General features: G+C 70.2%; 29 protein-coding genes. 12 read left to right on the top strand and 17 right to left on the bottom strand.

Annotated elements, in window-relative coordinates; genetic code table 11:
• Positions 1 to 7 precede the first annotated feature (7 nt).
• On the bottom strand, positions 8 to 532 hold the full coding sequence (locus AB0M51_RS04340; RefSeq protein WP_344201154.1) for a hypothetical protein: 525 nt from the start codon (positions 530 to 532) through the stop codon (positions 8 to 10).
• A gap of 62 nt (positions 533 to 594) precedes the next feature.
• Here AB0M51_RS04340 and AB0M51_RS04335 point away from each other — a divergent pair, with 62 nt between their 5' ends.
• On the top strand, positions 595 to 1,035 hold the full coding sequence (locus AB0M51_RS04335; RefSeq protein ID WP_344201157.1) for a VOC family protein: 441 nt from the start codon (positions 595 to 597) through the stop codon (positions 1,033 to 1,035).
• 19 nt (positions 1,036 to 1,054) lie between these two features.
• Here AB0M51_RS04335 and AB0M51_RS04330 read toward each other — a convergent pair whose 3' ends face one another.
• The 3 genes from AB0M51_RS04330 to AB0M51_RS04320 are packed head-to-tail and all read right to left on the bottom strand — an operon-like array spanning position 1,055 to position 3,212.
• Positions 1,055 to 1,813, bottom strand: coding sequence for a methyltransferase domain-containing protein (locus AB0M51_RS04330; RefSeq protein ID WP_344201161.1), 759 nt, complete (start codon positions 1,811 to 1,813; stop codon positions 1,055 to 1,057).
• Positions 1,814 to 1,855: 42 nt separating this feature from the next.
• On the bottom strand, positions 1,856 to 2,497 hold the full coding sequence (locus AB0M51_RS04325; RefSeq protein WP_344201164.1) for a hypothetical protein: 642 nt from the start codon (positions 2,495 to 2,497) through the stop codon (positions 1,856 to 1,858).
• Between the two features lie 25 nt (positions 2,498 to 2,522).
• On the bottom strand, positions 2,523 to 3,212 hold the full coding sequence (locus tag AB0M51_RS04320; RefSeq protein ID WP_344201167.1) for an alpha/beta hydrolase: 690 nt from the start codon (positions 3,210 to 3,212) through the stop codon (positions 2,523 to 2,525).
• An 89-nt stretch (positions 3,213 to 3,301) separates the two neighbouring features.
• Between AB0M51_RS04320 and AB0M51_RS04315 the strand changes: the two genes are divergently transcribed.
• A complete protein-coding gene (locus tag AB0M51_RS04315) occupies positions 3,302 to 4,150 on the top strand; it encodes a hypothetical protein (RefSeq protein ID WP_344201170.1) in 849 nt (282 codons plus the stop codon).
• Here AB0M51_RS04315 and AB0M51_RS04310 read toward each other — a convergent pair.
• The 5 genes from AB0M51_RS04310 to AB0M51_RS04290 are packed head-to-tail and all read right to left on the bottom strand — an operon-like array spanning position 4,147 to position 8,791.
• A complete protein-coding gene (locus AB0M51_RS04310; RefSeq protein WP_344201173.1) occupies positions 4,147 to 5,124 on the bottom strand; it encodes a ribose-phosphate diphosphokinase in 978 nt (325 codons plus the stop codon). The genes AB0M51_RS04315 and AB0M51_RS04310 overlap by 4 nt on opposite strands.
• Before the next feature lie 37 nt (positions 5,125 to 5,161).
• Positions 5,162 to 6,184, bottom strand: a complete 1,023-nt coding sequence (locus AB0M51_RS04305) for a GntG family PLP-dependent aldolase (protein WP_344201176.1) — start codon at positions 6,182 to 6,184, stop codon at positions 5,162 to 5,164.
• A complete protein-coding gene (locus tag AB0M51_RS04300; RefSeq protein WP_344201179.1) occupies positions 6,181 to 7,554 on the bottom strand; it encodes a class II 3-deoxy-7-phosphoheptulonate synthase in 1,374 nt (457 codons plus the stop codon). Before AB0M51_RS04300 ends, AB0M51_RS04305 begins: the two co-directional genes overlap by 4 nt.
• 43 nt (positions 7,555 to 7,597) lie before the next feature.
• Complete coding sequence (locus tag AB0M51_RS04295; protein WP_344201182.1) at positions 7,598 to 7,999, bottom strand: DUF2237 domain-containing protein; 402 nt, start codon at positions 7,997 to 7,999, stop codon at positions 7,598 to 7,600.
• Between the two features lie 27 nt (positions 8,000 to 8,026).
• Positions 8,027 to 8,791, bottom strand: a complete 765-nt coding sequence (locus AB0M51_RS04290) for a lysophospholipid acyltransferase family protein (protein WP_344201185.1) — start codon at positions 8,789 to 8,791, stop codon at positions 8,027 to 8,029.
• A gap of 413 nt (positions 8,792 to 9,204) precedes the next feature.
• On the opposite strand from AB0M51_RS04290, the gene AB0M51_RS04285 reads away from it, so the two are divergent.
• The 4 genes from AB0M51_RS04285 to AB0M51_RS04270 are packed head-to-tail and all read left to right on the top strand — an operon-like array spanning position 9,205 to position 12,370.
• The gene (locus AB0M51_RS04285; protein WP_344201188.1) at positions 9,205 to 9,975 is read left to right on the top strand and encodes an alpha/beta fold hydrolase; all 771 of its coding nucleotides are present in this window, start codon (positions 9,205 to 9,207) and stop codon (positions 9,973 to 9,975) included.
• The gene (locus tag AB0M51_RS04280) at positions 9,968 to 10,624 is read left to right on the top strand and encodes a hypothetical protein (protein WP_344201191.1); all 657 of its coding nucleotides are present in this window, start codon (positions 9,968 to 9,970) and stop codon (positions 10,622 to 10,624) included. Before AB0M51_RS04285 ends, AB0M51_RS04280 begins: the two co-directional genes overlap by 8 nt.
• A gap of 53 nt (positions 10,625 to 10,677) precedes the next feature.
• Entirely contained in the window at positions 10,678 to 11,910 is a 1,233-nt protein-coding gene (locus tag AB0M51_RS04275; RefSeq protein ID WP_344201193.1) for a TIGR00300 family protein, read from the top strand.
• A gap of 37 nt (positions 11,911 to 11,947) precedes the next feature.
• Positions 11,948 to 12,370 carry a nuclear transport factor 2 family protein gene (locus AB0M51_RS04270; RefSeq protein WP_344201195.1) on the top strand — a complete coding sequence of 141 codons (423 nt, stop codon included), beginning with the start codon at positions 11,948 to 11,950 and terminating at the stop codon, positions 12,368 to 12,370.
• Position 12,371: 1 nt separating this feature from the next.
• Here the strand turns inward: AB0M51_RS04270 and AB0M51_RS04265 are convergent, their stop codons facing one another.
• The gene (locus tag AB0M51_RS04265) at positions 12,372 to 13,466 is read right to left on the bottom strand and encodes a hypothetical protein (protein ID WP_344201198.1); all 1,095 of its coding nucleotides are present in this window, start codon (positions 13,464 to 13,466) and stop codon (positions 12,372 to 12,374) included.
• Between AB0M51_RS04265 and AB0M51_RS04260 the strand changes: the two genes are divergently transcribed.
• The 3 genes from AB0M51_RS04260 to AB0M51_RS04250 all read left to right on the top strand — a co-directional run bounded on the left by AB0M51_RS04260 (position 13,417) and on the right by AB0M51_RS04250 (position 16,620).
• Entirely contained in the window at positions 13,417 to 14,166 is a 750-nt protein-coding gene (locus tag AB0M51_RS04260; protein WP_344201201.1) for an enoyl-CoA hydratase-related protein, read from the top strand. The genes AB0M51_RS04265 and AB0M51_RS04260 overlap by 50 nt on opposite strands.
• Before the next feature lie 94 nt (positions 14,167 to 14,260).
• Positions 14,261 to 15,448 (top strand): hypothetical protein, encoded by a 1,188-nt coding sequence (locus AB0M51_RS04255; protein ID WP_344201204.1) that lies wholly within the window; start codon positions 14,261 to 14,263, stop codon positions 15,446 to 15,448.
• Between the two features lie 125 nt (positions 15,449 to 15,573).
• Complete coding sequence (locus AB0M51_RS04250; protein ID WP_344201206.1) at positions 15,574 to 16,620, top strand: DUF5937 family protein; 1,047 nt, start codon at positions 15,574 to 15,576, stop codon at positions 16,618 to 16,620.
• On the opposite strand, the gene AB0M51_RS04245 is transcribed toward AB0M51_RS04250, so the two are convergent.
• From AB0M51_RS04245 to AB0M51_RS04215, 7 genes are read right to left on the bottom strand one after another with little or no spacing between them, the layout of a single operon-like run.
• Positions 16,570 to 17,250 carry an endonuclease/exonuclease/phosphatase family protein gene (locus tag AB0M51_RS04245; RefSeq protein WP_344201208.1) on the bottom strand — a complete coding sequence of 227 codons (681 nt, stop codon included), beginning with the start codon at positions 17,248 to 17,250 and terminating at the stop codon, positions 16,570 to 16,572. The genes AB0M51_RS04250 and AB0M51_RS04245 overlap by 51 nt on opposite strands.
• Entirely contained in the window at positions 17,247 to 18,386 is a 1,140-nt protein-coding gene (locus tag AB0M51_RS04240) for an ROK family glucokinase (protein WP_344201211.1), read from the bottom strand. Before AB0M51_RS04240 ends, AB0M51_RS04245 begins: the two co-directional genes overlap by 4 nt.
• A 46-nt stretch (positions 18,387 to 18,432) precedes the next feature.
• Positions 18,433 to 19,392 carry an ROK family glucokinase gene (locus AB0M51_RS04235; RefSeq protein WP_344201214.1) on the bottom strand — a complete coding sequence of 320 codons (960 nt, stop codon included), beginning with the start codon at positions 19,390 to 19,392 and terminating at the stop codon, positions 18,433 to 18,435.
• Positions 19,383 to 19,844, bottom strand: coding sequence for a hypothetical protein (locus AB0M51_RS04230; protein ID WP_344201216.1), 462 nt, complete (start codon positions 19,842 to 19,844; stop codon positions 19,383 to 19,385). Before AB0M51_RS04230 ends, AB0M51_RS04235 begins: the two co-directional genes overlap by 10 nt.
• Positions 19,841 to 21,175 carry an ArsA family ATPase gene (locus AB0M51_RS04225; RefSeq protein WP_344201219.1) on the bottom strand — a complete coding sequence of 445 codons (1,335 nt, stop codon included), beginning with the start codon at positions 21,173 to 21,175 and terminating at the stop codon, positions 19,841 to 19,843. The genes AB0M51_RS04230 and AB0M51_RS04225 overlap by 4 nt, the downstream gene beginning before the upstream one ends.
• A 4-nt stretch (positions 21,176 to 21,179) precedes the next feature.
• Entirely contained in the window at positions 21,180 to 21,611 is a 432-nt protein-coding gene (locus AB0M51_RS04220; protein WP_131342091.1) for an SRPBCC family protein, read from the bottom strand.
• 4 nt (positions 21,612 to 21,615) lie between these two features.
• On the bottom strand, positions 21,616 to 22,083 hold the full coding sequence (locus AB0M51_RS04215) for a polyketide cyclase / dehydrase and lipid transport (protein WP_344201226.1): 468 nt from the start codon (positions 22,081 to 22,083) through the stop codon (positions 21,616 to 21,618).
• Positions 22,084 to 22,188: 105 nt separating this feature from the next.
• Here AB0M51_RS04215 and AB0M51_RS04210 point away from each other — a divergent pair, with 105 nt between their 5' ends.
• From AB0M51_RS04210 to AB0M51_RS04200, 3 genes are all read left to right on the top strand, one after another.
• A complete protein-coding gene (locus AB0M51_RS04210; protein ID WP_344201229.1) occupies positions 22,189 to 23,976 on the top strand; it encodes an AMP-dependent synthetase/ligase in 1,788 nt (595 codons plus the stop codon).
• A gap of 605 nt (positions 23,977 to 24,581) precedes the next feature.
• Positions 24,582 to 25,484: an ABC transporter ATP-binding protein gene (locus tag AB0M51_RS04205; protein ID WP_344201238.1), complete on the top strand. Its 903-nt coding sequence runs from the start codon at positions 24,582 to 24,584 to the stop codon at positions 25,482 to 25,484.
• Entirely contained in the window at positions 25,481 to 26,254 is a 774-nt protein-coding gene (locus AB0M51_RS04200; protein WP_344201240.1) for an ABC transporter permease, read from the top strand. Before AB0M51_RS04205 ends, AB0M51_RS04200 begins: the two co-directional genes overlap by 4 nt.
• The last annotated feature ends 5 nt before the right edge of the window (positions 26,255 to 26,259 follow it).

Below are 26,259 nucleotides of genomic sequence, written 5' to 3'. Positions count from 1 at the left end.
GTGGACGTCAGCAGGGGCGGACCTTCGCGTCGAGCCCTGCGAAGGACAGGCAGGCCCACGGGCGGCCCTGGTCGCGCTTGGCGCGGACGATGAGCGGGTAGGCGTCCGCACCGCGCACCTGCGGGCTCTTCTCGGTCGCCGGCGACCCGATCTCTCCCCCGCGCGCCTCGGCCGCCGCCTTCACGTCGGCGACGCTTACGCTGCTCCTGGACGCCTTCTCCGCCGCGGCCTTCGCGTCGGTCGCGACCTGCAGCGCGAACTTGATCTCCGGCGGCTTCGACCACGTCGTCTGCGTCACCGGGATCACCACTCCGAACATCGCCAGCCCGACCGCGGTGATGATCTGCCGGAGCCGCCGGGTCTGGTCCGTGAGCAGCAAAGTGGTGCAACAGATCGCCAGGAACGCCGTCACCCCGCGCAGCACCCAGTGCCGATCCAGCCGGCTGTCCACCGCCAGCCCGGCAGCCACCGCGATCAGCAGGCAAACCCCGGCGGCGCCCAACGCCCGTACCCGCGGAGACAGAGATTGCATGCCGCAGACAATAGACGTCCGGCCGTACGGCGGCCGCACAGACCACGTCGGAGGGAACCCGCATGACACTTCTTCGGATGGACAACGTCGGCATCGTCGTCGACGACCTCGACGCCGCGATCGCGTTCTTCGAAGAGCTCGGTCTCGAACTGGACGGCCGCGGCGAGGTCGAGGGCGACTGGGTGGACCGGACCGTCGGGCTGACCGATGTCCGCTGCGCCTTCGCGATGCTGCGCATGCCGGACGGACGCGGGCGGCTGGAGCTGGCGCAGTACCACTCGCCGGCCGCGGTCGACTCGGTGCCGCCGAACCCTCCGCACAACACCCTCGGCATGCACCGGGTCATGTTCGCCGTCGACGACCTCGACGACACGCTCGACCGGCTGCGGCGGCACGGCGCCGAGCTCCTCGACGGGGTCGGAGAGTTCGACGGCGGCTTCCGGCTCTGCTACCTCCGCGGACCGGCCGGCATCATCCTCGCGCTGGCCGAGCAGATCGGCTGACCTTCGTCGGTGTCGTGCCCTAACCGTTGCGGTGGGCGATGAGCCGGGTGAGGCCTAGCGTCCGGCCGCCGTCGGCGTGCAGCATGCGGGCCTCTTCGCGTCCCGGGCGGCCGCCGTCCAGGTCGCACGCCTCGTTCCACTGCAGCCAGTCCTGCCACCCGTACGGCAACTGATCGGCGACCTCGACCGTGACCAGCCCGGTCTTCTCCCAGTGGCGTCGCCACCACGCCGCGCTGTGCCACGCGCAGAAGTCCCACTTCCAGTACTCCGCCAGATGCGCAGGCGGCAGCGTCTCGTACTCCTCCACCAGCCCCGGCTGCACGATCCCGATCCGCCCACCGGGCTTCACGAACCGCGAGAAGTACCCCAGATAGAGGTCGTCCGTCCCGAAGTAGTGGTACGCCCCGAGGCTGACGGCCGCGTCGAAGAACCCCTCGGCGTACGGCAACGACCGGGCCTCCGCGTGGACCGGATGAACTCGGTCCTCCACTCCGGCCTCGACGACCCGTCGCAGAACCTCCTCAGGCTTCACCCACAGCTCGGTGGCCCACACCTCGACCCCGAACTCTTTGGCCAGGAACACCGAACTACAGGCGTTCCCACACCCCAGATCGAGCACCCGCATCCCCGGCTCCAGCGGCATCAACCCAACCAACGCCTCGGCCTGCCACACCGGGTTCGGCCCCATCGACGCGTCGACCATCCACCGGGCCGGGTACTTCGCGGTCCGCGGATACCGTTCGTTCCTCAGCAGCTTCTCGAGCTCGTCGTCATCCATGCGCCCGCAGTCTGTGCGAGCACCCCCGGCACAGCAACTGATTTAGGCGGTGACGGTGAGCTCCAAGGACGCCTCCCCTTCCGCACCCGTCTCCGTCCGTACGCCGATCACGAGCCGCCACTGGCCGGGCGGTACGGCGTACCCGAGTTCGGGAACGAGCGACGCCGTACCGATCAGAACAGGCACCGGCCGCTCCTCCCCGGCCCCGACGGCGAACCCGACCCGCGGCAACGCATGCGGCCCGGCGAACCGCCCGACCACGCGCCCCGAACCGTCGGCCACCACCGACGACAACTCGCCCATGGTGATCAGCACCTGTTCACGGTCGCCCCGATTCCTCACCAGCACGTCCTGCCACAGATCCCACCCCGACCGAACCGTCAACGGAGCAAGGGCTTCCACGTCGATCCCGATGTCCGCCGCCGGCCGCCCGCGCAGCTCCGGCACCCGCACATACCTGATCAACTCGCCCGCCGGATAGCGCATCGCCCCGACCTCCAACTCGACAAGCTCCGGGTACGTCGCCTGCAACCCGGCCGCGATCTCCGTAGCCCAAGCCGCCAACATGATCCGAACCGGCGTCCGCGCAGGCACACTGTCCGGATCAGGAAGCGCCCGCAACGCCTCCGGCGCCTCCACCAGCAGCCGCCGCAACTCTTCCCGCAGCCCCTCCCACCCAGCCATGAAGCCGACGATACGGCCCCTGCTCCTACCCGGCAGCTGTTCCACCGGTCGATGGCAAGGCGTCGAGGATCGTGGCGAGGCCCTGCGGGTCGCGGCGGGCGATGTTGTGGCCTACCGGGATCTCGAGCACCTCCCAGGCCGGGTCCTTGCGCAGCCGTTCCGTCAGCTCCAAGAACGGGCTGCCCGTCCAGTCACCACCGCTGATATACGTACGGCGGAGCGCGGGCCACGCGTTGCCGTGCAGCGTGACGCCTTGGACGAAGCTGGCCAGCGGATGTGCCCGTGCCCGCGGATCCATGCCCTCGGGTACGCCGACCCACCTGCCGTCAGCCCTCGCCCCCGCGACGAACATCTCCCGGAACATGTCAGTGGTCAGCGACCAGCAGGAGTCGCCGTCCTCCGGTACGTACGCGTCGATGAAGACCAGGTGATCGAGCCGATCCCCCAGCCGGTCCGCAACCCCCGCGATCACGAGGCCGGCGTAGCTGTGCCCGCACAACGCGACCGTCGTACCGTCGAGCCCTTCGACGACCGCAGCCACCTGGTCGACATGCGCCTCGAGATTCGCCGGCCGCTCCACGTCCGCCGGACCCTCCAACTCCAGCCCCGCCAGCGTCACCGCCTCAACCCGATGCCCCCGCCGCCGCAACTCCCCCGCCACCGAGTCGAAAACCCACCCGCCCTGCCAACCACCCGGCACCATCACAAACTCCACCGCGCCATCCTAGGCAGCAGCCACCTCGGCGGCGCTCGGCCGGCACCCCGAACACCCGCTCGGGACTCGCCGCACATAGTGTCCGGACCATGGCCAACCACCACTTCGGCAAGTTCGCGGACATCTGGAAGCACCTGGTCCTGAACGAGGTGCTCGCCGCTGCGAAGCCGAAGCGGTACGCCGAGACGCACGCGGGCTCGGCGGCCTACCCGATCGTGGACGACGCCGAACGGCGGTACGGCGTGCTCGGCTTCCTGGAGTGGTCCGGATCGCAACCGTTGGCGTCGGCGCCGTACACCCATGTCGTGTCGGAGTTCGCGAGCAAGCAGCCGCCGGAGTACCCGGGCTCGGCGCTGCAAGCGATGCGCATGCTCGGCGACGATGCGGCCTACCTGTTGTGCGACCTCGATCCGGCCAGTGCGTCGGACCTGCGCACGTGGGCGGCACGCCTAGGCCTCGGGAACTGCGAGGTCGCCGAGCGCGACGGCATGGCGGCGGTGCGGGAATGGATGACTGGAACGACGTCCACCGTCGTGCACATCGACCCGTTCGACCCGTTCGCCCGCGCGAACGGCGCGCCGTCCGCTGTCGGGTTGGCGGCCGAGGTCGCCGAGGCCGGACACGTCCTCGTCTACTGGTACGGCTACAGCGTTCCGGCCGAGCGTGCTTGGGCCGTCGAGAAGATCCGGGCGGGGACGACGGCGCCGGTGTGGTGGGGAGATTTCCTCGCGACCACCGACGGCGCGACCCGCGACGACGGCGATCTCGGCAGTGCGACAAGTGCCGGAACCGGCTCGGGCGTTGTGCTGGCCAACGTGTCCGCGGACGTGGTCGGCCGCTGCACGGAGCTGGCCGGCGCCCTCGTGGCGACGTACCGCGACAAGCGACTGCCGTCCGGCGAACCGGGCCGGTTGGACCTGGCGATCGGTGCGGCTTAGAACGGGAGTTTGGGTTGGGGCGGGCCGTGGGTCGGGTCTACGCCGTCGAAGAGGCTGCTGACCGATTCGCCGTCGTGGATCCGTTTGATGGCTTCGGCGAAGAGGCCGGAGACCGAGGTGGTTTCGAGCTCGGGGAAGCCGTCGGGGCGGGGGACGGTGTCGGTGCTGATGACCTCGGTGATGGAGGGGTGCGACCGGAGGCGTTCGACGGCGGGGCCGGCGAACAGGCCGTGGGTGCAGGCGACGGCGGCCGACGTACAGCCGTGGTCCTTGAGGCGGTCGAGGAGTTCGATGATGGAGCCGCCAGTGGCGATCTCGTCGTCGAGGACGATGGCGCGTTTGCCGGCGACCTCGCCGACGATGGCGTCGATGACCACGCGGTCGTCGGCCAGGCGCTGCTTGCTGCCGGCGGCCACGGGTACGCCGAGCAGGCGGGCGAACTGCGTCGCGGTCTTGGCGTTGCCGAGGTCGGGGCTGACCACGACCGTGTCGGACAGGTCGCGGCCGCGGAAGTGGTCGGCGAGCACGCCGATGGCGGTCAGGTGGTCGACCGGGACCGAGAAGAACCCGTGCACCTGCGGTGCGTGCAGCGCCATCGTCAGCACGCGGTTGGCGCCCGCCGTGGTCAGCATGTCGGCGACCAGCCGGCCGCCGATCGAGATCCGGGAGGCGTCCTTCTTGTCGGACCGTGCGTACGCGTAGTGCGGGATGACGGCCGTGATCTGTGCCGCCGACGCGCCACGGGCGGCGTCGATCATCAGCAGCAGCTCCATCAGGTGCTCCTGCGTCGGCGGGACCAGCGGTTGCACGATGTACACGTCTCGTTGCCGGCAGTTCGTCTGCAGTTGCACCTGCAGGCAGTCGTTGCTGAAACGATGGATCTCGACCGGAGACAGCGGGACGCCGAGATCACGACAGATCTGCTCCGCCAACTCGGTGTGGGCACTTCCGCTGAACACGACGATCTCTCGCACGGCTCTCCCCGAACGCTGCGACCCGAACAGCTGAACCCTAACCGATGAGTCGCGCCAGCTTTTCCGCGGCCGTCCGGCAGTCGTCCGCCGACGCGTCGAGGTGCGTGACGATCCGCAGCTGCGTCGCCCCGACACCCCCGACGAGTACGCCGGCGTCGCGGGCACCGGCGACGATCGAAGGCACCGTGTGGCCGGTACCGGCGAGGTCGACGACGACGATGTTCGTGTCCACCTGGTCGGGCTTCACCGATCCCGGCGCGGCGTCCGCCAGCACGGACGCGATCATCTGCGCGTTCGCGTGGTCCTCGGCCAGCCGCTCGACGTTGTGCTCCACGGCGTACAGACCGGCAGCGGCCAGTACGCCGGCCTGCCGCCACCCGGCGCCGAGGCGCTTCCGCCAGACCCGCGCCTCGCGGATCAGGTCCGCCGACCCGACGAGCACCGAGCCGACCGGGGCGCCGAGGCCTTTCGAGAGGCAGACGCTCGCGGCGGCGGCCCGCCGGGCGAACGACTCGACGGTACGACCGGTGGCGACGGCGGCGTTCCAGAGCCGGGCGCCGTCCAGGTGCAGCGGCAGCCCGCGGGCGTCCAGCTCGTCCGCGAGTTCGTCGTACGCGTGCTGGATGGACCCGCCGCCGAAGTTGTGCGTGTTCTCGACCGAGACGGCCGACGTGACCACGAAGTACGGACCGAGGTCGGGCGCGATCAGGGCGCGGATCTGGTCGAGGTCGATCTGCCCGGCCGGGGCGCTCCAGGTCCGCGTGGTGACGCCGCTGACCGCTGCGTGCGAGCCGAGCTCCGCGCGGACGATGTGCGCGCTCGCCTCGCACAGCACCTCGCCGCCGGGTGGCACCAGTGCCCGGACGCCGAGCATGTTCGCGAGCGAGCCGGTGACGGTGAACAGCCCGGCTTCGTGCCCGAGCAGCCCGGCGACCGTCTCCTCGAGGCGGTTGATCGTCGGGTCCTCGCCGTAGACGTCGTCGCCGACCGGCGCGGACGTCATGGCCGCCAGCATCTCCGCCGACGGACGCGTGACGGTGTCCGACCGCAGGTCGATCACGCCCGCGCTCCCCGCAGCCGCTCCGCGACCAGGAACGCGAGCTCCAGCGACTGGTGCCGGTTCAGCCGCGGGTCGCACGCCGTCTCGTACCGGTTCGCCAGATCCTCCGCGACCAGCGCCTCGCCGCCGCCCAGGCACTCGGTGACGTCGTCGCCGGTGAGCTCCATGTGGACGCCGCCCGGCCAGGTCCCGACCTGCTCGTGCGCGTCGAAGAAGCCCTGCACCTCGTCCATCACGTCGTCGAAGTTGCGGGTCTTGTACCCGTTCGGCGTCTCGAACGTGTTGCCGTGCATCGGGTCGCACACCCACGCGATCGGCGAGCCGTGGTCGCGGACCGCCTCCAGCAGCGGCGGCAGCGCCTGCCGGATCTTGCCGGCGCCCATCCGGGTGATGAAGGTCAGCCGGCCCTCGATGCCCTTCGGGTTCAGCTTGTCGATCAGCTCCCGGATGTACTCCGGGGTCGTGGTCGGGCCGATCTTGACGCCGAGCGGGTTCGACAGCGAGGCCAGGAACTCGACGTGCGCGCCGTCCAGCTGCCGGGTCCGCTCGCCCACCCAGAGCAGGTGGCCGGACACGTCGTACGGCTGCTCGGTGCGCGAGTCGATCCGGGTCAGGGCGTGTTCGTACTCGAGGATCAGCGCCTCGTGGGACGCGTAGAAGTCGACGGTCCTGAACTCGTCGGACGTCGCGCCGCAGGCCCGCATGAACGCCAGCGCCCGCTCGATCTCGGACGCCAGCTGCTCGTAGCGCCGGCCGACCGGCGACGACTTCACGAAGTCGGTGTTCCAGGCGTGCACCTGGTGCAGGTCGGCGTACCCACCGGTGGTGAACGCGCGCGTCAGGTTCAGCGTGGCGGCGGCCGCGTTGTACACGCCGCGCAAACGCCGCGGGTCCGGAATGCGTGACTCAGGGGTGAAGTCGAAGCCGTTCACGGCGTCACCGCGGTACGACGGCAGCGTCACGCCGTCCCGGGTCTCCTCGCCGGACGAGCGCGGCTTGGCGTACTGCCCCGCGATCCGGCCGATCTTCACCACCGGCACGCTGGCGGCGTACTGGAGCACGACCGACATCTGCAGCAGCACCCGGAGCTTGGCCCGGATGTTCTCCGCGGTCACGCCCGCGAACGTCTCGGCGCAGTCGCCGCCCTGCAGGATGAACGCCTCGCCGCGGGCGACCGCGCCGATCTTCGTGGTCAGGTCGTCGCACTCACCGGCGAACACCAGCGGAGGCAGCGTCCGGAGCTCCGCGATCACCTGCTCGAGGGCCGAGGAGTCCGGCCATTCCGGCTGCTGCAGCGGCTTCAGGGCCCGCAGCTCGTCCAGCGTCGGAACCCCCGGCACCTGCCCCGTCGTCAACGTCGCGAATTGCATGCGCCCAACTCTAGGCGAACCGGTCGAACGGAGGGTGACCGTCTCAGGTCAACGACCCCGGATCCGCCGGTACGTCGACCGCGTGCGCCCGCAATACGGCCAGCGGAATCGTCTCCAGCGCCCGCGCATGTGTCGACGCCAGTACGACGGGAGCCGCCGCGCCGTCGTGGTACGCCTGCAGCCAGCGGGCCGCGACCACGCACCAGCGGTCGCCCGGCTGGAGGCCCGTGAAGCTGTACTCCGGGCGTGGTGTGACCAGGTCGTTCCCGACGGAGACCTGATGCGTCAGGAACTCCGCTGTCATCACCGCGCAGACGGTGTGGCTGCCGAGGTCCTCCGGGCCGCTCGTGCAGCAGCCGTCGCGGTAGAAGCCGGTGACCGGGTCGGTCCCGCACTCCTCCAGCGGCTCACCGAGCACGTTCAGGTCGCTGTCCATGACGGCCATCCTCGCCGGAAGCCGGGCGGAAACGGATCAGCTGGCCTTCGTGTCGCCGAGACGGACGTGTTCGTCGACGGACTCGCCGGCCTTGATCAGTTCCTTGGCCTTGTCGGCGTACATGTCGACGTACTCCTGGCCGGACAGGCCCATCAGCGCGTACATGATCTCGTCGGTGACCGAGCGGAGCACGAAGCGGTCGCGCTCCATGCCCTCGTAGCGGGAGAAGTCCATCGGCGCGCCGAACGCGACGCCCGGGCGGACCAGGCGCGGCAGCAGCCGGCCCTTCTCGCGGTAGAACAGGGTCGGCTTCATCCGGCCCGCGGGCTGCAGCTTGTGGGTGTCGATCATCGCGACCGGGATCACCGGTACGCCGGCCACGATCGCCATCCGGGCGACGCCGGTCTTGCCCTTGTACAGCCGGCCGTCGGGCGAGCGGGTGCCCTCCGGGTAGATGCCGAACAGGCCGCCCTTCTCGAGGATCTCCAGGCCGGTGTTCAGCGCCGCCAACGAGGCGCGGCCGCCGGAGCGGTCGATCGGGATCTGGCCGACCGAGCGGAAGAACGTCGCGACCAGCTTGCCCTTCAGGCCGGGGGCGGTGAAGTACTCCGACTTGGCCGGGAACACGATCTGCCGCGGCACCGAGACCGGCAGGAAGATCGAGTCGCAGAACGCGAGGTGGTTACTGACCAGCAGCGCGGGGCCGTCGGCCGGTACGTGCTCCAGCCCGGTGACCTTCGGCCGGAAGAGCAGTTTCACCAGTGGCGCGACAAAGAACCGTCTCAGGAACAGATACAGCATCCGCCTCGACCTCCGTCAACTCGCCCGACACACATCTACCCAGACACGACAACCGCGGCGCGTCAACCGTTCCGGTGCGGACACTACGTTCCAGCTTCCCCCTCAGGCAATGTCACCGCCAGGAATGCGGGTGTTGCTCACCGTGTTGTCACCTGGATGCAGACTGGATGCAGACTGATCGCAGCCTGTTCCTCGTCGAGGCACGTTGGTGCCACTGGCGGTGGTCCAGTCGTTCGCTGGCAAGGCGGAGGAGGGAGGCAGGACGGAGTCCTGTCGACCGACGACAACGCCGCCAGCGGGCGTCTGGGGCGCCGCCAGTGGTGCCAGACGTGTCTCGACGAGGAACTTAATGCGACGATTGTCACGCGCCCGGACGGCGCGACGGTGAGGACGTGAGCGGCGAGGAGTCGAGCGTGCCAGTGCAAGCCCACGCGGAGGAGTTTCGCAGTGCCGGGACCGGGGAGAACGCCGCCGTCGGCGTGCTGCTGAGTCACGGGTTCACCGGCTCGCCGCGCTCGATGCGCCCGTTCGGCGAGCACCTGGCCGCCGCCGGGTACGGCGTGGCGGTGCCGCGGCTGCCCGGTCACGGGACCAGCTGGCAGGAGATGAACCGGACCACCTGGCAGGAGTGGTACGCCGTTCTGGACAACGAGCTGGAGCGGCTCCGCAAGGAGCACGACCAGGTGTTCGTGATCGGCCTGTCGATGGGCGGCTGTCTCACTCTGCGGCTGGCCGAGGAACACGGTACGGACATTTCCGGCGTGGTCCTGGTCAACCCCTCGGTGCAGACCGACGACAAGCGGCTGGCGCTGCTCCCGGTGCTGGCTCGGGTACTGCCGTCGTTCCCCGGCATCTCGAACGACATCAAGATGTCCGGCGTCGACGAGGGCGCGTACGACCGGATGCCGCTGCGCGCGCTGCTCTCGCTGTCGCAGCTGTGGAAGGTCACCCGCGCGGATCTGGCGAAGATCACGCAGCCGGTGCTGTTGTTCCGCAGTACTGTCGATCATGTGGTGGAACCGAGCTCGGGGCGGACGATCCTGTCCTCGATCTCGTCCCGCGACGTGACCGAGACCCTGCTCGAGGACAGCTATCACGTGGCAACACTGGACAATGACGCACCGCGGATCTTCGCGGACTCGGCGGCCTTCATCAGCCGCTTGAGCGGCCGGCACGATGCGTGACAACGGCCTGACCGCGACGTCGTACACGTCACTCGGCGGCATCGACCCGCTGGTCGCCGAGCCGGTCCTGGACGCGCTCCGGGCGGCCGGGATCGCGGCGTACTGCGAGACCCGGAGCGAGGCCGGGAACGACGAGATCTTCGTCGACGCCGCGGCGGTGGACCGGGCCCGGCCGGTGATCGACCGCAGTACCGAGGACGCCGAGTGGAGGTCGCTCGTCGAGCAGTTCAACAAGCCGTCCGCGCCCGGGCACGACGGCGGCGAGGACCCGGTGCCGCGGTGGCCGGTCAGCGAGGACGTCGAGGAGAAGTACGAGCCGCTGATCGACGTACCGACCGGCCTCACCATCCAGGAGGAGGCGCCGGAGGAGGAAGCGAAGCCGGCGAAGCGCGCGGACGACGTCCACGACCACTTCGTGCCGCCGGAGCCGCCGCGCGGCCCGCGGCTGGACTGGGTCAGCCGGCTCGCCTGGCTCGGCCTGCTCGGCGGCCCGTTGCTGCTGATCGCGGCCGCGGTCTTCGACTTCGGCACCGGCCGGCTCACCACGCTCGCGGTCGCCGGGTTCATCGGCGGCTTCCTCACGCTGGTGCTCCGGATGAAGGACCGGCTGCCCCCCGGCGACGGCGGCGACGACGGGGCGGTCGTCTGAGCTAGCATGCAGATCGTCGGACAATCTGACGAGAATGCTTTGGGAGGCGTGCCGTGCCACAGGTCACCGAGACCGTCGAGATCACCGGCCACCTGATGGACTCCGGGTTGCTGTCGCGCGTCCTCGACGACATCCGCGGGTACGGCGGCGAGTACACGCTGGACAAGTTCGACCTCGGGTACGACAAGGACGACCCGTCGACGGTCCGGATGACCGTCGGCGCGGAGGACGAGGAGTCGCTGCAGCGGCTGCTGATGCGGATCCAGACCAAGGGCGCGAACCTGGTCGACCCCGGGACGCCGGAGATCACCGAGGTGACCCAGGACGGTGTCTTCCCGGACGGCTTCTACTCGACCACGAACCTGCCGACCCGGGTCCGGCTCGGCGGTCGCTGGGTCGACGTCCTGAACCCGGAGATGGACTGCGGACTGCTCGTCGACGGCGACACCGTGCGGACCATCCCGATGTCGGACGTGCGCGCCGGGATGAAGATCATCACCAGCGCGCAGGGCGTCCGGGTCACGCCCCCGATCGTCGTGAACACCGACGAGGGCTTCGGGTTCATGGAGTCCGACGTGTCCTCGGAGAAGCCGCAGCGGGTGCTGGTCAAGCAGGTCGCGGACGGTATGCGCGAGGCGAAGGCGAACGGCCAGAAGGTGCTGTGGGTCGGCGGTCCCGGCATCGTGCACACCGGCGCGGCCCCGGCGATGGTCGCGATCGTCGAGGCCGGGTACGTCGACGTACTGTTCGCCGGCAACGCACTCGCGACGCACGACATCGAGTCGTCGCTGTACGGGACGTCGCTGGGCGTCGACCTGGCCCGCGGGCGCGGCGTCGAGCACGGGCACGAGCACCACATCCGCGCGATCAACACGATCCGCAAGGCCGGGTCGATCGCGGCGGCCGTCGAGCAGGGCGTGCTGACGTCGGGCGTGATGCACGCGCTGGTGCGGCAGGGCAAGTCGTTCGTGCTGGTCGGGTCGGTGCGCGACGACGGTCCGCTGCCGGACGTGTACACCGACGTCCTCGAGGGCCAGCGGGCGATGCGGGCCGAACTGGACGGCGTCGGGTACTGCCTGATGGCCGCGACCATGCTGCACTCGGTTGCTACCGGCAACATTCTTCCGGCGTCGATCCCGCTGACCTGTGTGGACATCAACCCGGCGACCGTGACGAAGCTCGCCGACCGCGGCTCGTCGCAGGCCCGCGGGATCGTCACCGACGTCGGGCTGTTCATCGAGCACCTGGCACGTGAGCTGTCTCCCAGCTACGCCGACGGGAAGTGACCCCGGCGGCGTACAGGCTGGTGGCATGGCTGGGAGGATGACAGAGGACTTCGCAACGTTCCTGCGCCGCTTCGAGGAGGCGAACACCGCGTTCGTGAACGGCGACCCGTCGCTGTGGTTGCCGTTGGTGTCGCGCAGCGAGCACACCTCGATCTTCGGCGGGTTCGGCGGGCACGAGGTCGGCTGGTCCGAGATCGGGCCACGCTACGAGTGGGCGGCGTCGCAGTTCCACGACACCGGGAACCCGGTCGAGTTCGAGTACCTGGACCTGCACGTGGGCGCGGACACGGCGTACACGGTCGCGATCGAGCGCTGCACTGTCCACCACGTCACCCAGCCCGGGCCGGTCCCGCACGTCCTGCGGGCGACGATGATCTTCCGGACCGAAGGCGACGAGTGGAAGATCACGCACCGGCACGCCGACCCGCTGAACCCCAAGGCCGGCCCGGCGGGTCCCTGACTCAGCCGCGGGGCAGTCCGCGGTCCGGCCGCGTTGTGGACAGGCCTGATCTGCGGCCGGCCTCTCCGGTGGTGGCCACCGGAGCGGTCACACCGCGTGTCCCCTGGCCTCTGTTCAAGCCTGCAACGTTGGCGGCTCGCAACTGCCGTACGTTCTGGCGCAGAGCCTCGGCGAAGTTCTTGACCGTCTGCACCCTCATCTCGTGATCGTTGAAGTCCGGGTCGCGCACCAGCGCAGTCGTCGGCAGTGCGACCCTGGCGACGGTCGCCGACAGGTAAGTCTTCTTCGGATCGATCCACAAGCCGTCCGGGCTGGGCCCCGAGTCCTCCATGGTGCTTCCCGGAGCGACGCCGACCATCTTGGCGGTGTAGATGGAGGTCTGCCCGACGACCCTTCGCGCGTTGCTGTCCGGCGCTGACTCGAAGTACCCCGTGCCGGTGTCCTTGCCGCACGACATCTCCACCGCCGAGATCAGGTCCTGGCCGGTGATCGGCCCGGCGAACTCGACCATCTCCTGCACCGCAAAGTCAGGGACCTGCCTCGGTATCTGGTGTACCGATCCGTCGCGGCTCCGCATCTCCTCCATGGGGTCCAGGTCGGCGACCTGCTGCCGCAACTCGTCGCCGAACTGCTGCATCGAGGCGACGATGTCGCGGACGTCGGGGGTGTTCGGGTCCGGGGCGGAGTGCTCGTTTCCGGGAGCCGCTGTCGGGAGTGGCTGATAGGCGAGCTTCACCCGCGAGTACCGCATGTGCGGGTCGAGGTACGGCGTGTTCTCGTGAGCGGCGACGACCAGCGAGCGCTCCGGGTCCTCGGAGGCACGCCCGACGACGTGGCGCCAGCCGTCCCGGTACACCTCGTTCTCGAAAAACTGATCGCCGCCACGTTCGGTCACGGTCCGCACCGCGGCGATCACCTGCTGGCCGCTGGCAGCCTGGTCGAAAGTCACCGTGTGAATCGCCGGCGAATTCCTGAGGTCGATATCGATCACCGGCCGAGCGTAGTGGCGCAAGGGGCTAGGGCACGGGACGGTGTTGGATGGGCTCATGACCGAACTCGTGCAGCTGGCGGTGTCCGACGGGGTGGCGACGATCACGTTGAACTCGCCGCACAACAAGAACGCGTTGTCGCAGCAGTTGACCGGTGAGCTGCTCGCGCACCTGGAGACGGCGGGCGCGGACGACGCCGTACGGGTGATCGTGATCCGGTCGGCGCTGGACGTGTTCTGCTCCGGGGCCGACCTGTCCGAGGCGACGACGGTCGGGATGGGCGTCGGCGCGCAGCGGATGGTCGACGTCCAGCGCGCGATCGTCGCGAACCCGAAGCCGGTGGTGGCGCGGGTCGCCGGGCCGGTGCGCGCGGGCGGCATCGGCATCGTGGCGGCGGCCGACCTCAGCGTCGCCGGGGAGAGCGCGACGTTCGCGCTGACCGAAGTACGGCTGGGGCTGGCGGCGGCGACGATCTCGCTCACGGTCCTCCCCCGCCTCACCGACCGGGCCGCGGCCTACACCTTCCTCACCGGCAACGGCTTCGACGCCCTGGAAGCCGCCCGCCTCGGGCTCCTCACCCTCACCGTGCCCGACGCCGACCTGGACGACGCGCTCACCACGGTCCTGACGTCCCTCCTCAAGGGGGCCCCGCAAGGACTCCGCGAGACCAAGAAGCTCCTCAACCGCACCCTCCTGGCCGACATCGACGCCCGCGGCAAGGACCTCGCCGAGCTCTCCGCCTCCCTCTTCGCCTCCCCCGCCGCCCAAGAAGCCATGCTCGCCTTCCTCAACCGCCGCAAGAGCTAGTTCCGCGCCGAGGATTCGCGCTGGGTTTAATCGTTGCGGGTGGATCAGAGCGGACCGAAGGTCGAGCCGTCAGCTTCGGCCTTCAGGAGGACTCATGACCCATCGATCCGTACCAGCCGTTCTCGCGGCCGTGGCACTTCCCGTCGTGCTGCTGAGCGCCTGGTCCGGTCCCGCGGTCGCGGACGGCACCGGCGCCCCGGCGTACCGGATCACCGAGCTTCCGTCGCTCGGCGGCTCGATCAGCACCGCGACCGGAGTCAACGACCGCGGCTGGATCACGGGTTCGTCCACTCTGGCCGGTGACCGGATCACGCACGCGGCGCTCTGGCGGTCCGGCCGCGTGACTGATCTCGGAACCCTCGGCGGGGACAACAGCGCGGCCGTGTTCTCGAGCCACAGCAACCGGTTCGTGGTGGGCGTCGCCGAGACGGCGGCGGTCAACCCGGACGGCGAGGACTGGAGCTGCAGTGTGTTCTTCGCCGCTGCCGCATCGCACCATGACTGCGTCGGGTTCGTGTGGCAGGACGGCCGGATGCGGCCGCTGCCGACGCTCGGCGGGCACAACGGGTTCGCGGCCGGCTCGAACCGGCGCGGCGACATCGTCGGCTGGGCCGAGAACGGCCGGCTCGATCCGACCTGCAGCGGCACGCAGATCCGGCAGTTCCGCGCCGTCCGCTGGGACGCACGGACACATCGGGCTCACGAGCTCCCACCGCTGCCCGGCGACTCGACCAGTGCGGCCACCGCGATCAACGACCGTGGGGACGCGGTCGGGATCTCCGGTGCCTGCGGGTTCGCCGTCGGCGGGGTGAGCGCGGCGCACGCGGTCCGGTGGGACGCGGACGGTACGCCGCACGACCTGGGACGGATCGGCGGTGTGCAGTGGAACACCCCGGTCGCGATCAACGAGCGTGGCCTGATCACGGGATTCGCCAACGTGCCGGGCGGCGCGACACCGGCCAGCTTCTACCCGAACGCCTTTGCCTGGTCGCCGCGGAGCGGGATCCGCACTCTCGGGACGCTGCCGGGCGACGTACTCAGCGAGGGCCTCGGGCTCAACGACCACGGGCAGATCGTCGGCGAATCGTGCCAGGCGCATCTCGCGAACTGCCGCGCGGTGCTGATCGAGGACGGCCACATGACCGCCCTCAGGCCACAGGCCGGCACGCCGCTCACATTGCTCGACGCCGACGACATCAACGATCAGGGCACCATCGCCGGGACCGCGCGGCACGGCGCGTCAACCGTCGCGTACGCCGCCGAACCGGTCGGTCCGCGCTGACCGCGACGATTCGAGCAGAGCCGAATCGTTGCCGGCCCGGCCGCCGTTCGGCACTGTGATGCTGTGAACGACGCGCGGACGGGAGAGGGCCGGGCGCAGTCGCGGTACGTCGACGAGGTGGCGCCGTGATCCGGCTGCGCCTGAGCCCAGGCGACCTGGAGCGGCTGCGGTTCGCGTACTCACCACTCGCCGAGGTCGCGGAAAGCCTGTACGTGCTGCATTCGGGCCGGATCCCCCGCCTGCACCGGGCGTGGTACGAACGGATCCGCGAGGACTTGCACCGGGTCGACTTCGACGTACTCCGGGCGATCGTGCCCGCGCCGAGGCCGCACGTCGCCAGCTTCCTGCTCGCCGGGGCGCGGGAGCCGTCGACGTCGATCGACGAGCAGCTCGCGATGGTGGCGGCCTGTCCCGCCGACCGGCTGCGCGAAGATCTCGAGGTCGTCTGGCGCGGCGAACTGCCGGCTGCCACGGAGCGGGTTCTGCAGCATGGCGGCGCCCGGCGGATCGCGGAAGTACTCGACCAGTACTGGCAGGTCGCCGTTCGCCCGTACTGGCCGCAGATCCGGGCCGTGCTCGACGCCGACGTCGCCTACCGCGCCTCGCGGCTGGCCCGGGGTGGTATCGAGGCGCTGCTGGCCGACCTGCATCCCGAGCTCGAACTGGCCGAGCACGCGATCCACGTTCGCAGCACCCAGCCCGAAGGCCCCGACCATCAGCTCCGGGGCGCCGGGCTGTTGCTGGTCCCGTGCGTCTTCGCCTGGCCGCACGTGATGGCAGACCTCGGCAGCACCAACACCCCGAGCATCACCTTCGGCCCGCGAGGGATCGGCAACCTGTGGCCGGCCGCCGAGGTGTCGCGCACGGGTGCCGAATCCCTCGGCGCGCTGCTCGGCCGGAGCCGGGCGGCGATCCTGCTCAGCCTCGGGCTGCCCCGCTCGACGTCGGACCTGGCGGCCGATCTCCAGCAGAGCATGCCGGCCGTCAGCGCCCATCTCGCGGTCCTGCGCCGCTCGGGCCTCGTCACTTCCTGGCGGGCCGGCCGGCGTGTGCTGTACCAACGAACTCCGCTCGCCACCAGCGTGATCGCGGCCGGCGACAGCTTGCCGGAACCGCGCGAGTCAGCCGGTGACCTGGATCAGGAGTGGGAGGTGGTCGGAGGCGGCGGCTAGGTCCTCGTGGGTGGCGGGGACGGGGAGGAGGTGACCGGTCAGCGGAGGTTCGAGCTGGGCGGTGTCGATGCGTTTGTGGGGGTTGCTGGAGCTGAAGGTGAAGGCGTCGCCGAGGTCGGTGAGGCCTTCGGCCGTGAGGCGGTTCCAGATCGGGCCGTCGGGTTCTTCGTTCAGGTCGCCGGCCAGCAGGTACGGCGTGCCGAAGGAACGGCACAGCCGCAGGACCTGAGCCAGTTCGTGTTGGCGGCCGCGGGGGTGCAGGCCGAGGTGGCAGACGACCACCGCGAGGCGTGTGGGGCCGGCCTGCAGTACGCCGCCGACCGCGCCGCCGGGGAGCTGGGTGGCGACGAAGTTCAGCCGGCGGCGGACGAACGGGCGCCAGATCCGGCGGCCGCGGATCCCGCCGAGGTGGATGCCGTCGGCAACCAGGATCGCGTTCCGGGCGGACGCCGCGACGTACCGCAGGCCGAAGGTGGCGGCCATCGCCCGGCGTTTACGACGGGTGCCGAACCAGGTCGGCGCCTCCTGGACCAGCATCACGTCCGGTGCGCACGCACGCACCACCCGCGCGAGCGCCGTACGGTCGTCGCCCCACCGGTGCACGTTGTACGACAGCACCCGCAGGGTCACGCGTCAGGGTCGCCGTTCACGTCGGCCTTGAGATCGGCGTGGTGCAGGTCGGCGTCGGTGCGCATTCCGGTACGCCGGGCCGCGGACTTCCGGGCGGCCCGCTCCAAGCGGGTCGAACGCGCCGCGGCCGTCTTGGCCGTCACGGCCGTGGTCTTCACCCGGACCCGCCGCAGCCAGGTCGCCTCCTCGCGGGCCAGGTCGGCCGCGCCGACCATGCCGGCCTCCGGGCCGAGCACCGCGCGCACGATCCGCGCCTCGGGCCGGAACCCGCGGCCGGTCAGCGTCCGCTTGAACGCCTCCCTGGCCGGCGCCAGCAGCAACTCGCCCGCATCGGACACGCCGCCGCCGATCACGAACGTCCCGGGGTCCAGCGCGGCGGCGAGGTTCGCGAGGCCGATGCCGAGCCAGCGGCCGACGTCCTCGAGCAGCTCGACCGCGACCGGGTCGCCGTCCTTGGCCAGCTCGGTGACCATCGGGCCGTTGATCTTCCGCGGGTCGCCGCCGGCCGCCCGGAGCAGGTTGTGTGCGACCGGCGAACCGGACAGCGCCAGCTCCCGCGCCTCCCGGGTGAGCGCGTTGCCGGAGGCGTACTGCTCCCAGCAGCCGCGGTTCCCGCACTCGCAGCGGTGACCGCCGGGCACCACCTGCATGTGCCCGAACTCGCCCGCGATGCCGAACTTCCCACGCTGCAGGGCGCCGTCGTTCAGGATCGCCCCGCCGATCCCGGTGCCGAGCGTGACGCAGACCAGGTGGCTCTCGCCCTGCCCGCCGCCGAACCGCCATTCGGACCAGGCGGCCGCGTTCGCGTCGTTCTCGACCACGACCGGCAACCCGAGCCGGCGCTCGACCGCGTCCTGCAGCGGCTCGTGCCGCCAGGCCAGGTGCGGCGCGAACAGCACCGACGACCGGGTGCCGTCGACGAACCCGGCGGCGCCGATGCCGACGGCGATCACGTCGTGCCGGGACTCCAGGTCGTGGACGATGTCCGCGATCGCGTCCTCGGTCTCCTTCGGATCCGTGGTCGGCGTGTCCCGGCGCAACCGGGCGAGGATGTTGCCCTCCGGGTCGACCACTCCGGCCGCGACCTTGGTGCCGCCGATGTCGATGCCGATCGTCAGAGCTTGTGTCAGAGCCAAGGTTCGACCTTCCTCGCGACCCCCGCCGGACTGTCTCCAGTATCCGTCATAGGGTGGGAACGGGTTGCCGAGCCAGGTCGGCGGCGCCGATCAGACCGGCGTCGTTGCCCAGTTCGGCGAGCCCGAAGGCCGCGTGCGGCCGGTTCGACCTGGCCGGCAGGTTCTTCTCGAACGCCTGCTGCGCGGACTTCATCAGCAGCTCCTTCGCCGCGCTGACGCCGCCGCCGATCACGATCTGGCTCGGGTCGAACATCGTCGCCAGACTGGCCAGTCCCTCGCCGAGCCAGCGGCCGAGGTCCTCGAGCAGCTCGACCGCGCACGGGTCGCCCGCCATCGCGGCCTCGGTGATCATCGGCCCGGTCAGCTTCGCCGGGTCGGTGATGCCGCACACGCTCAGCATCTGCGCCGCCGCGAGCGAGCCCGACTCCGCGCGGGCCCGGCCCTCGCGGACCAGCGCCGTACCGGACGCGTACTGCTCCAGGCAGCCACGGGCGCCGCAACCGCACCGGTGCCCGCCGGGTACGACGCGCATGTGGCCGAGCTCGGCCGCGACCCCGTGGGCGCCGCGCAGCAGCTGGCCGTCGATCACCACGCCGCCGCCGATCCCGGTACCGACCGTGATGCAGATCATGTGCTCGGCGTCCTTCGCGGCGCCGAACGCGAACTCGCCCCAGGCCGCCGCGTTCGCGTCGTTCTCGACCACGACCGGGACCTTCAGCTCCTTGGCGACCCGGGCACCGAGCGGCTCGTCCCGCCAGGCCAGGTTCGGCGCGAACAGCACGGTCGAACGGTCCGACGACACGAACCCGGCGGCGCCGATCCCGACCGCCTCGACGTCGTGTGCGGCGATCAGTTCGGCGGCCGCGTCGCAGATCACCGCCGCGATCGCGTCGGTGTCGTCGGCCGGGGTGTCGCGGTGCGTGCGGGCGATGATCGCGCCCTGCTCGTCCACCACGCCGGCCGCGATCTTCGTACCGCCGATGTCGATGCCGATCGTCAGTCCCATGGTTCGGGGTCCTCACTCACGTCGATCCGGTCCACCCGGGACCGGGCCGATTCTTGATCCTGGGCCGGCTCCTCCTGCTGCGCGGTCCGCGACGCTGCGTCCTCCCGCGCCTGCCGGGCCGCGTCCGCGGCGGCCTCCAGCAGCGACCTCAGCGAGCCCAGGACGTGCGCGGCCGCGGTGGACAGCTGCTCGATCGTCTCGGGGCTGGTGTTCCGCACCCGATGGATCAGCTGACACACCGGGCACCAGACACAGTCCGGGCCGAGCTTGTGCTCGTGGTCCTGCTCGTGCTGCTCCGCCCGCTCGTCGGCGTCCGGCTCCGCGGCGGGTGTCTCCGCGGCCGGGGTCTCCGCGGCCGGTGTCTCTGCGGCGGGGGTCTGCGCGGCGGCGTTCTGCAGTACGGCGAACAGTTTCGCGGCTTCTTCCGCGACCGAGCCGACCGGCTCCTTCACCGGCCCTCCCCGATCGCCGCTTCCCGTCGCGCGAGCTGCTCGTGGTACTCCGCCGCCAGCCCCTGTGCGAGCTCCTGCGCGGACTCCAACGGCCCGGTCCCGCTCGGGACCTCGGGGACGGCAGGCCGCGCGGACTCCTTCGGTGCGAACCGCACCTGAAGGCGTCCCTCGTCCAGCCGCGCACCCGCGACCACGCCCCGGGCCAGCGCGGCCGGCAGCGGCAGGACCCGACGGTACGACCCGACGGTGATGATCAGCTCGTCCCCGTGCCGCGCCAGCTCCAGCTCGTCGGCGGATGCCAGCGGCAACGGCATCGTCAGTGTGTACGTCCGCCCGTCGGTGTCGATGTGCCGGTCCACCCACAACGACGTGTCGTCGGTGGCCCGCGAGAACGGGTCGTCCCCGCCGTACATCTCGACCGCGAACGCCGCCAGTTCCTCGACGCCGACCGGTTCGCAGACGCGGTACGGCGACTCCCAGATCGGCAGCGGCCGGAACGAGTCCGCGACCTCCTCGAGGATGCCCCGCTGGGCGGCGACCCACTGCCGGCGCCAGGTGTCCGCGCCGGCGGCCGGGAACACCCGGTTCGCGACCACGCCGTCCACGCGGTACCCGTACAGCGACAGCCTGGTCAGCGACCGGCGCGCCTCCGCGACCACGACCGCCTCCGGCGTCAGCACCAGCCGCACCGACGCGTCAGGGCCGGCCAGCAGCGTGCGGATGTCGGCCAGGTCGCCCTGCAGCTTGCGCAACGCGTCGAACACGTTGTCGTCCGGCACCGGCAGGCTGGACCCGCGGCTCAGACTGGTCCCACGGTTGATGAAGGGCCGGAACGTGCGCATCATCTTGCGCTCGGCGTTGAAGATGCGGTCCAGGTACCAGTTGAGTGCCTCGGGCAACCCCAGCAGCCGCAGCGTCTCCGCGGTCGGCGCGCAGTCGACGACGATCACGTCCCAGCGGCCGGACCGGACGTGGTCGCGCACCTCGAGCAGCGCGAGCACCTCCGCGGCGCCGGGCAGCACGGTCAGCTCCTCCGCCTCGATCGGGTCGACGCCGACCATGTGCAGCACCGACCGCAGGTAGCTCTGGATCTCGCCCCAGGACCGCTCGAACTTGCGCTGCGCGTCGATCTGCTGGACGAACAGCAGGTCGTCGATCTCGGTCGGCTCCTGGCCGACCTCGGAGTCGAACGCGTCCGACAGCGAGTGCGCGGCGTCCGTGGACAGCACCAGCGTGCGCAGTCCGCGGAGCGCGGCGAGCGTCGCCGTACCGGCCGCGGAGGTCGTCTTGCCTACGCCGCCCTTACCTGTGTAAAGCAGAACCCGGGTCACTGGATTACGACTCGACGCGCTTCTTCAGGCCCTTGAGAGCCGTGTCGATGATGACCTTCTCGGCCTTGCGCTTGAGCATCCCGATCATCGGGATCGCCACGTCCACAGCAAGCCGGTACGTCACCTCGGTCCCCTCCGCGCCCAGATCCTTGAGGACATAGGCACCGTCCATCCCCTTGACCATCTTCGCCTCGACCAGCGTCCAGGTCACCTCGTTGCGGGACCAGACGTAGGCCAGCGTGTACTCGTCGGAGATCGCCCCCGCGTCGACCTTGAACCGCACCTTGTTCGGCCGGCCCGCCTCGTCGGTGGACAGCACCTCGGTCTCCCGCATCGAGTCGGCCCACTCCGGATAGGCCGCGAAGTCCGCGATCACCGCCATGATTTCCTTGGGGGTCGCGTTCACCTGGATGGTCGAGGTGGTCTGTTCCGCCATCGATTCACCTCTTACCTTTGCTGGGACGGATGCTGCGAACGGCTGCCGGACCCCCCGATGGATCCGTGTCCTCCCCGGAGACTATCGCGGGATCGGATCCGGTACGGCGTTCGCCCGCCGCGCGGCCCTCCTCGATCTCGTCCTTGAACCGCCACAGCCGCTCCCGGTACGCCGCGACGTACCGCTCCTTGAGCCGCTCGGCCGCCCGCCCGCGGACCGGTTTCGCCGGGTCGACCCGCAGGTACCAGTGCACGACCACGCCGTCCCGGACCGGCTCGAGCCACCACTCCGCCGTACCGGTCAGGGCACCCGTGACGGACCAGCGCACGCCCTCCGGGCCGCGGCGTTCGGACGGGGTCATCGTGAGGTCTGGCCACCACTCGCGCCAGAGGGTGTCCGAACCGAGCCGCTCGGCGACGTAGGCTGGATCAGCAACGACCAGGTCGTCGCAACTGATGTCGAGCTGTGGCATGGCTGAAACCTAGTTCCGTGGGTCACATAAAGGTGGCTACTAGTGGGTAGGTGACTGTAGCGTGCGCCGGAAGTCGACAATTCGTGACCGACTGAGGAGACGCGGATGCGTGAGTACACCGTTCCTGCTGTGACAGAACCGCCCACCGGGAGCCTGAGCGACCCCGTGTGGGCGAACGCGTCCTCTCATCCTGACACCGCCGTGTTCAGCCGGCGGACCGGGGCGACCTGGACCGACGTCACCGCCGCGGAGTTCGCGCAGCAGGTCACCGGTGTGGCGAAGGGCCTGATCGCGGCCGGGGTGAAGCCCGGCGAGCGGGTCGCGCTGCTCAGCCCGACGCGGTACGAGTGGACGCTGGTCGACTACGCGATCTGGAGCATCGGCGCGGTCACGGTGCCGATCTACGAGACCTCCTCCCCCTCGCAGATCCAGTGGATCCTGACCGACTCGGAGGCGGTCGTCGCGATCGTCGAGAACGCGGCCCACGGTGCGGTCGTGGACTCCGCGCGGGCCGAGGCGCCGGCGTTGCAGGAGGTCTGGCAGATCGAGGCCGGTGCCGTCGACCAGCTGACCGCGCTCGGCCAGGACGTCACCGACGCCGAGTTCGACAAGCGCCGTACCGCCGTCACACCGTCCGACCTCGCCACGCTGATCTACACCTCCGGTACGACGGGACGCCCGAAGGGCTGCAAGATCAGCCACGCGAACTTCCTCGACGAGCTCGGCCCGGCGGTGAAGATCCTCGACGGCCTCTTCGACACCACCGGGGCCAGCACGCTGCTGTTCCTGCCGCTGGCGCACGTGTTCGCCCGGATCATCCAGGTCGGCTGCGTGATGAAGCGGGTCAAGGTCGGGCACAGCGCCGACGTGAAGAACCTCGTGGAGGACCTCGGCGCGTTCAAGCCGACGTTCATCCTGAGCGTGCCGCGGGTGTTCGAGAAGGTCTTCAACTCGGCCGCGCAGAAGGCGCACGCGGACGGCAAGGGCAAGATCTTCGACGCCGCCGCCGAGACCGCGATCGCGTACTCGCAGGCGCAGGACAAGGGCGGCGCAGGCTTCGGGCTGAAGGCCAAGCACGTGCTGTTCGACAAGCTCGTCTACAGCAAGCTCCGCGCGGTGCTCGGCGGCCAGGTGCAGTACGCCGTGTCCGGCGGCGCCCCGCTCGGCGACCGGCTCGGGCACTTCTTCCGCGGCATCGGCGTACCGGTGCTGGAGGGGTACGGGCTGACCGAGACCACTGCCGCGGTGTCGGTGAACCTGCCGGACGACATCCGGATCGGGACCGTCGGCCGGCCGCTGCCGGGTGTCACGGTCGGGGTCGCGGACGACGGCGAACTGCTGTTCAAGGGCGGCCAGGTGATGCAGGGGTACTGGAAGAACGACGACGCGACCGCGGCCGCGATCGACGAGGACGGCTGGTTCCACACCGGGGACCTCGGCGAGTTCGACGTCGACGGGTTCATCCGGATCACCGGCCGGAAGAAGGAGATCCTGGTGACGGCCGGCGGCAAGAACGTCGCGCCGACGCTGCTCGAGGACCAGATCCGGCTGCACCCGCTGGTCAGCCAGTGCATGGTGGTCGGCGACGGTAAGCCGTTCATCGCGGCGCTGATCACGATCGACCCGGAGACCATCGTCCCGTGGGCCACCGAGCGCGGGAAGCCCACCGACGTCGCGTCGCTGACCACGGACCCGGACCTGATCGCCGAGGTCCAGAAGGCGATCGACGACGCGAACGCCTCCGTCTCGCACGCCGAGGCGATCAAGAAGTTCTCCATCCTCCCGATCGACTGGACCCAGGAGTCCGGCGAACTCTCCCTCAAACTCTCCCTCCGCCGCCACATCGTCATGAAGAACCACACCGCCGACGTCGAGGCCCTCTACGCGAAGTGAAGAAGAGGAGAAACCGGAAGGAGGGAAAAGAAGGTTATCAGGAATGAAATAGCTAAAAGAACAAGGAAAGAAAACATACTTTAACCTGGTGGCCGGCCTTGGCGTTCAGCCGGAGGTCTGCCTGATCAAACTCCAGGCCGACGAACTTGAACAGTTCGAGCCACCACTCCAAATCCTGGCTGTTCGCAATCGCGGGTGTAGACGGGTCTGAGCCTTCAGGGGCGCTGCGTTCGCCCGCTGGCGGGTTATGTCATCGCCGGCCCACTACAGAGCGCCAGCGGACAAGCAATCCGCCATCCGCCCCAACCCCTCACCCGAGGGCACCCAACTGTCCCCGCCGTCGAGTCGTGGCGAACGGCTCACACCCCCTGCGCCGAGTCGTGAGAAAGTGCGCCAGAAACCAGCCACAATCCAGTACGTGGCCACCTGGGCACCGACCGGGCCCTTCCGTCGCACACCCTCAACTGCGAAGAGCCTCTTTACTCTTCTTTCCAACTACTCGTCCTGTGCCGTAGGTCGTACTCCCGGGGTCAGCCGATCGGTTGATTGCCGGTCGAGCTTGTTGGGCGATGTGGGTGCGGTACGTCGTCCGCGAGGCTCGGGGTATGACGATTGTTGAGGTGGCCGGCCTGCGGAAGGGGTACGGCGGGCGGACGGTGGTCGACGATGTCTCGTTCAGTGTCGAGGAAGGCGAGATCTTCGGGATTCTCGGGCCGAACGGGGCCGGGAAGACGACCACCGTCGAGTGTGTCGAGGGGCTGCGAATCCCGGACGCCGGGCAGGTCCGGATCGCCGGGCTCGATCCGGTGGCGGATCATGCGGCCGTCACGCAGGTGCTGGGGGCGCAGCTGCAGGAGAGCGAACTGCAGGCGAAGCTCACCGTCCGCGAGGCCCTCGAGCTGTACGGCGCCCTGTATCCGAAGCCGGCCGACTGGCGGCCGTTGGCGGAGCGGCTCGGGCTGACCGCGCAGTTGAACTCGCGGTTCGGTGTGCTCAGCGGAGGCCAGAAGCAGCGGCTGTTCATCGCGCTCGCGCTGATCGGCAACCCGCGGGTCGTCGTACTCGACGAGTTGACCACCGGCCTCGACCCGCGCGCCCGGCGCGACACCTGGGAGGTCGTCGAGGACATCCGCGCCCGCGGGGTCACGGTGCTGCTGGTCACGCATTTCATGGAGGAGGCGCAGCGGCTCTGCGACCGGATCGCGCTGATCGACAAGGGCCGGATCACCGCGCTCGACACCCCGCAGGGCCTGATCAGCCGGACCGCCGGCGCCACGGTCATCTCGTTCACGCCGTCCGGTCCGCTCGACGACGAGGAGCTGGCCGCACTGCCGGCGCTCGCGTCGGTCGAGGACAAGGACGGTCGCCTCACACTCGGCGGATCCGACGAGACCGTGACCGCGCTGCTGTCGCTGCTCGCCCGCAAGCGGATCACCGCCCACCAGTTGCGCGTCACCGACGCCACCCTCGACGACGCCTTCCTCGACCTGACAGGAGCCGCCCGATGACCACCGTCGCGACCACCTCCGCCGTACGGCGTCCCTCGCCGCGGATCGCCGTACTGCGAGCCGAGGCGCGGCTGTACCTCCGCGAGTTCGGCACGTTGTTCTGGGTGCTCGGGTTCCCGCCGTTGCTGCTGGTGATCCTCGGGTCGATCCCGAGCTTCCGGCGGGTCGACGACGGGCTCGGCGTCCGGCTGATCGACCTCTACGTACCGGTGCTGGTGATGGTCGGGCAGATCGTCGTCGGCCTGCAGGCGATGCCGCCGATCATCACCGGCTACCGCGAGCGAGGGATCCTGCGCCGGATGTCCGTGACCCCGGTCCGCCCGTCCGCGCTGCTGTCCGCGCAGATGGGCCTGCACGGCGCGACCGGGCTGCTGTCGGCGCTGATCTGCCTCACGATCGGTCGGCTCGCGTTCCACGTCCAGCTACCGCGCCAGCTCGCCGGCTACCTGCTGGCCCTGCTGCTCACGGCGGCCGCCGCGCTGGCACTCGGCGCTCTCGTGTCGGCCCGGGCCAAGACCGCACGGCTCGCGACTGCGTTCGGTATGGCGGTGTTCTTCCCGAGCCTGTTCTCGGCCGGACTGTGGCTCCCGGTCCAGTCGATGCCGCACACGTTGCGGCAGATCGTCGTCCTGCTGCCGTTCGGTGCCGCGTCGCGGGCGCTCGACCAGGCCGCGGCCGGGCAGTGGCCGGCGTGGTCGCACCTCGGTGTGCTGGCCGGCTGGACGGTCGTGGTGTCGATGACGGCGGCGCGATGGTTCCGCTGGGAGTAGGTTCG

Origin of the sequence: Kribbella sp. NPDC051137 (assembly GCF_040682535.1) — a bacterium.
Taxonomy (GTDB): domain Bacteria; phylum Actinomycetota; class Actinomycetes; order Propionibacteriales; family Kribbellaceae; genus Kribbella; species Kribbella karoonensis.
This window is presented reverse-complemented; position numbering and strand designations above follow the sequence as displayed.

Excerpts from the sequence above, each read along its gene's own strand:
- AB0M51_RS04330 (WP_344201161.1), bottom strand. The coding sequence starts at position 1,813 with ATGGATGACGACGAGCTCGAGAAGCTGCTGAGGAACGAACGGTATCCG.
- AB0M51_RS04260 (WP_344201201.1), top strand. The coding sequence starts at position 13,417 with ATGACCGAACTCGTGCAGCTGGCGGTGTCCGACGGGGTGGCGACGATC.
- AB0M51_RS04280 (WP_344201191.1), top strand. The coding sequence starts at position 9,968 with ATGCGTGACAACGGCCTGACCGCGACGTCGTACACGTCACTCGGCGGC.
- AB0M51_RS04205 (WP_344201238.1), top strand. The coding sequence starts at position 24,582 with ATGACGATTGTTGAGGTGGCCGGCCTGCGGAAGGGGTACGGCGGGCGG.
- AB0M51_RS04340 (WP_344201154.1), bottom strand. The coding sequence starts at position 532 with ATGCAATCTCTGTCTCCGCGGGTACGGGCGTTGGGCGCCGCCGGGGTT.
- AB0M51_RS04335 (WP_344201157.1), top strand. The coding sequence starts at position 595 with ATGACACTTCTTCGGATGGACAACGTCGGCATCGTCGTCGACGACCTC.
- AB0M51_RS04220 (WP_131342091.1), bottom strand. The coding sequence starts at position 21,611 with ATGGCGGAACAGACCACCTCGACCATCCAGGTGAACGCGACCCCCAAG.
- AB0M51_RS04210 (WP_344201229.1), top strand. The coding sequence starts at position 22,189 with ATGCGTGAGTACACCGTTCCTGCTGTGACAGAACCGCCCACCGGGAGC.
- AB0M51_RS04270 (WP_344201195.1), top strand. The coding sequence starts at position 11,948 with ATGACAGAGGACTTCGCAACGTTCCTGCGCCGCTTCGAGGAGGCGAAC.
- AB0M51_RS04295 (WP_344201182.1), bottom strand. The coding sequence starts at position 7,999 with ATGGCCGTCATGGACAGCGACCTGAACGTGCTCGGTGAGCCGCTGGAG.
- AB0M51_RS04255 (WP_344201204.1), top strand. The coding sequence starts at position 14,261 with ATGACCCATCGATCCGTACCAGCCGTTCTCGCGGCCGTGGCACTTCCC.
- AB0M51_RS04300 (WP_344201179.1), bottom strand. The coding sequence starts at position 7,554 with ATGCAATTCGCGACGTTGACGACGGGGCAGGTGCCGGGGGTTCCGACG.
- AB0M51_RS04325 (WP_344201164.1), bottom strand. The coding sequence starts at position 2,497 with ATGGCTGGGTGGGAGGGGCTGCGGGAAGAGTTGCGGCGGCTGCTGGTG.
- AB0M51_RS04200 (WP_344201240.1), top strand. The coding sequence starts at position 25,481 with ATGACCACCGTCGCGACCACCTCCGCCGTACGGCGTCCCTCGCCGCGG.
- AB0M51_RS04235 (WP_344201214.1), bottom strand. The coding sequence starts at position 19,392 with ATGGGACTGACGATCGGCATCGACATCGGCGGTACGAAGATCGCGGCC.
- AB0M51_RS04215 (WP_344201226.1), bottom strand. The coding sequence starts at position 22,083 with ATGCCACAGCTCGACATCAGTTGCGACGACCTGGTCGTTGCTGATCCA.
- AB0M51_RS04315 (WP_344201170.1), top strand. The coding sequence starts at position 3,302 with ATGGCCAACCACCACTTCGGCAAGTTCGCGGACATCTGGAAGCACCTG.
- AB0M51_RS04290 (WP_344201185.1), bottom strand. The coding sequence starts at position 8,791 with ATGCTGTATCTGTTCCTGAGACGGTTCTTTGTCGCGCCACTGGTGAAA.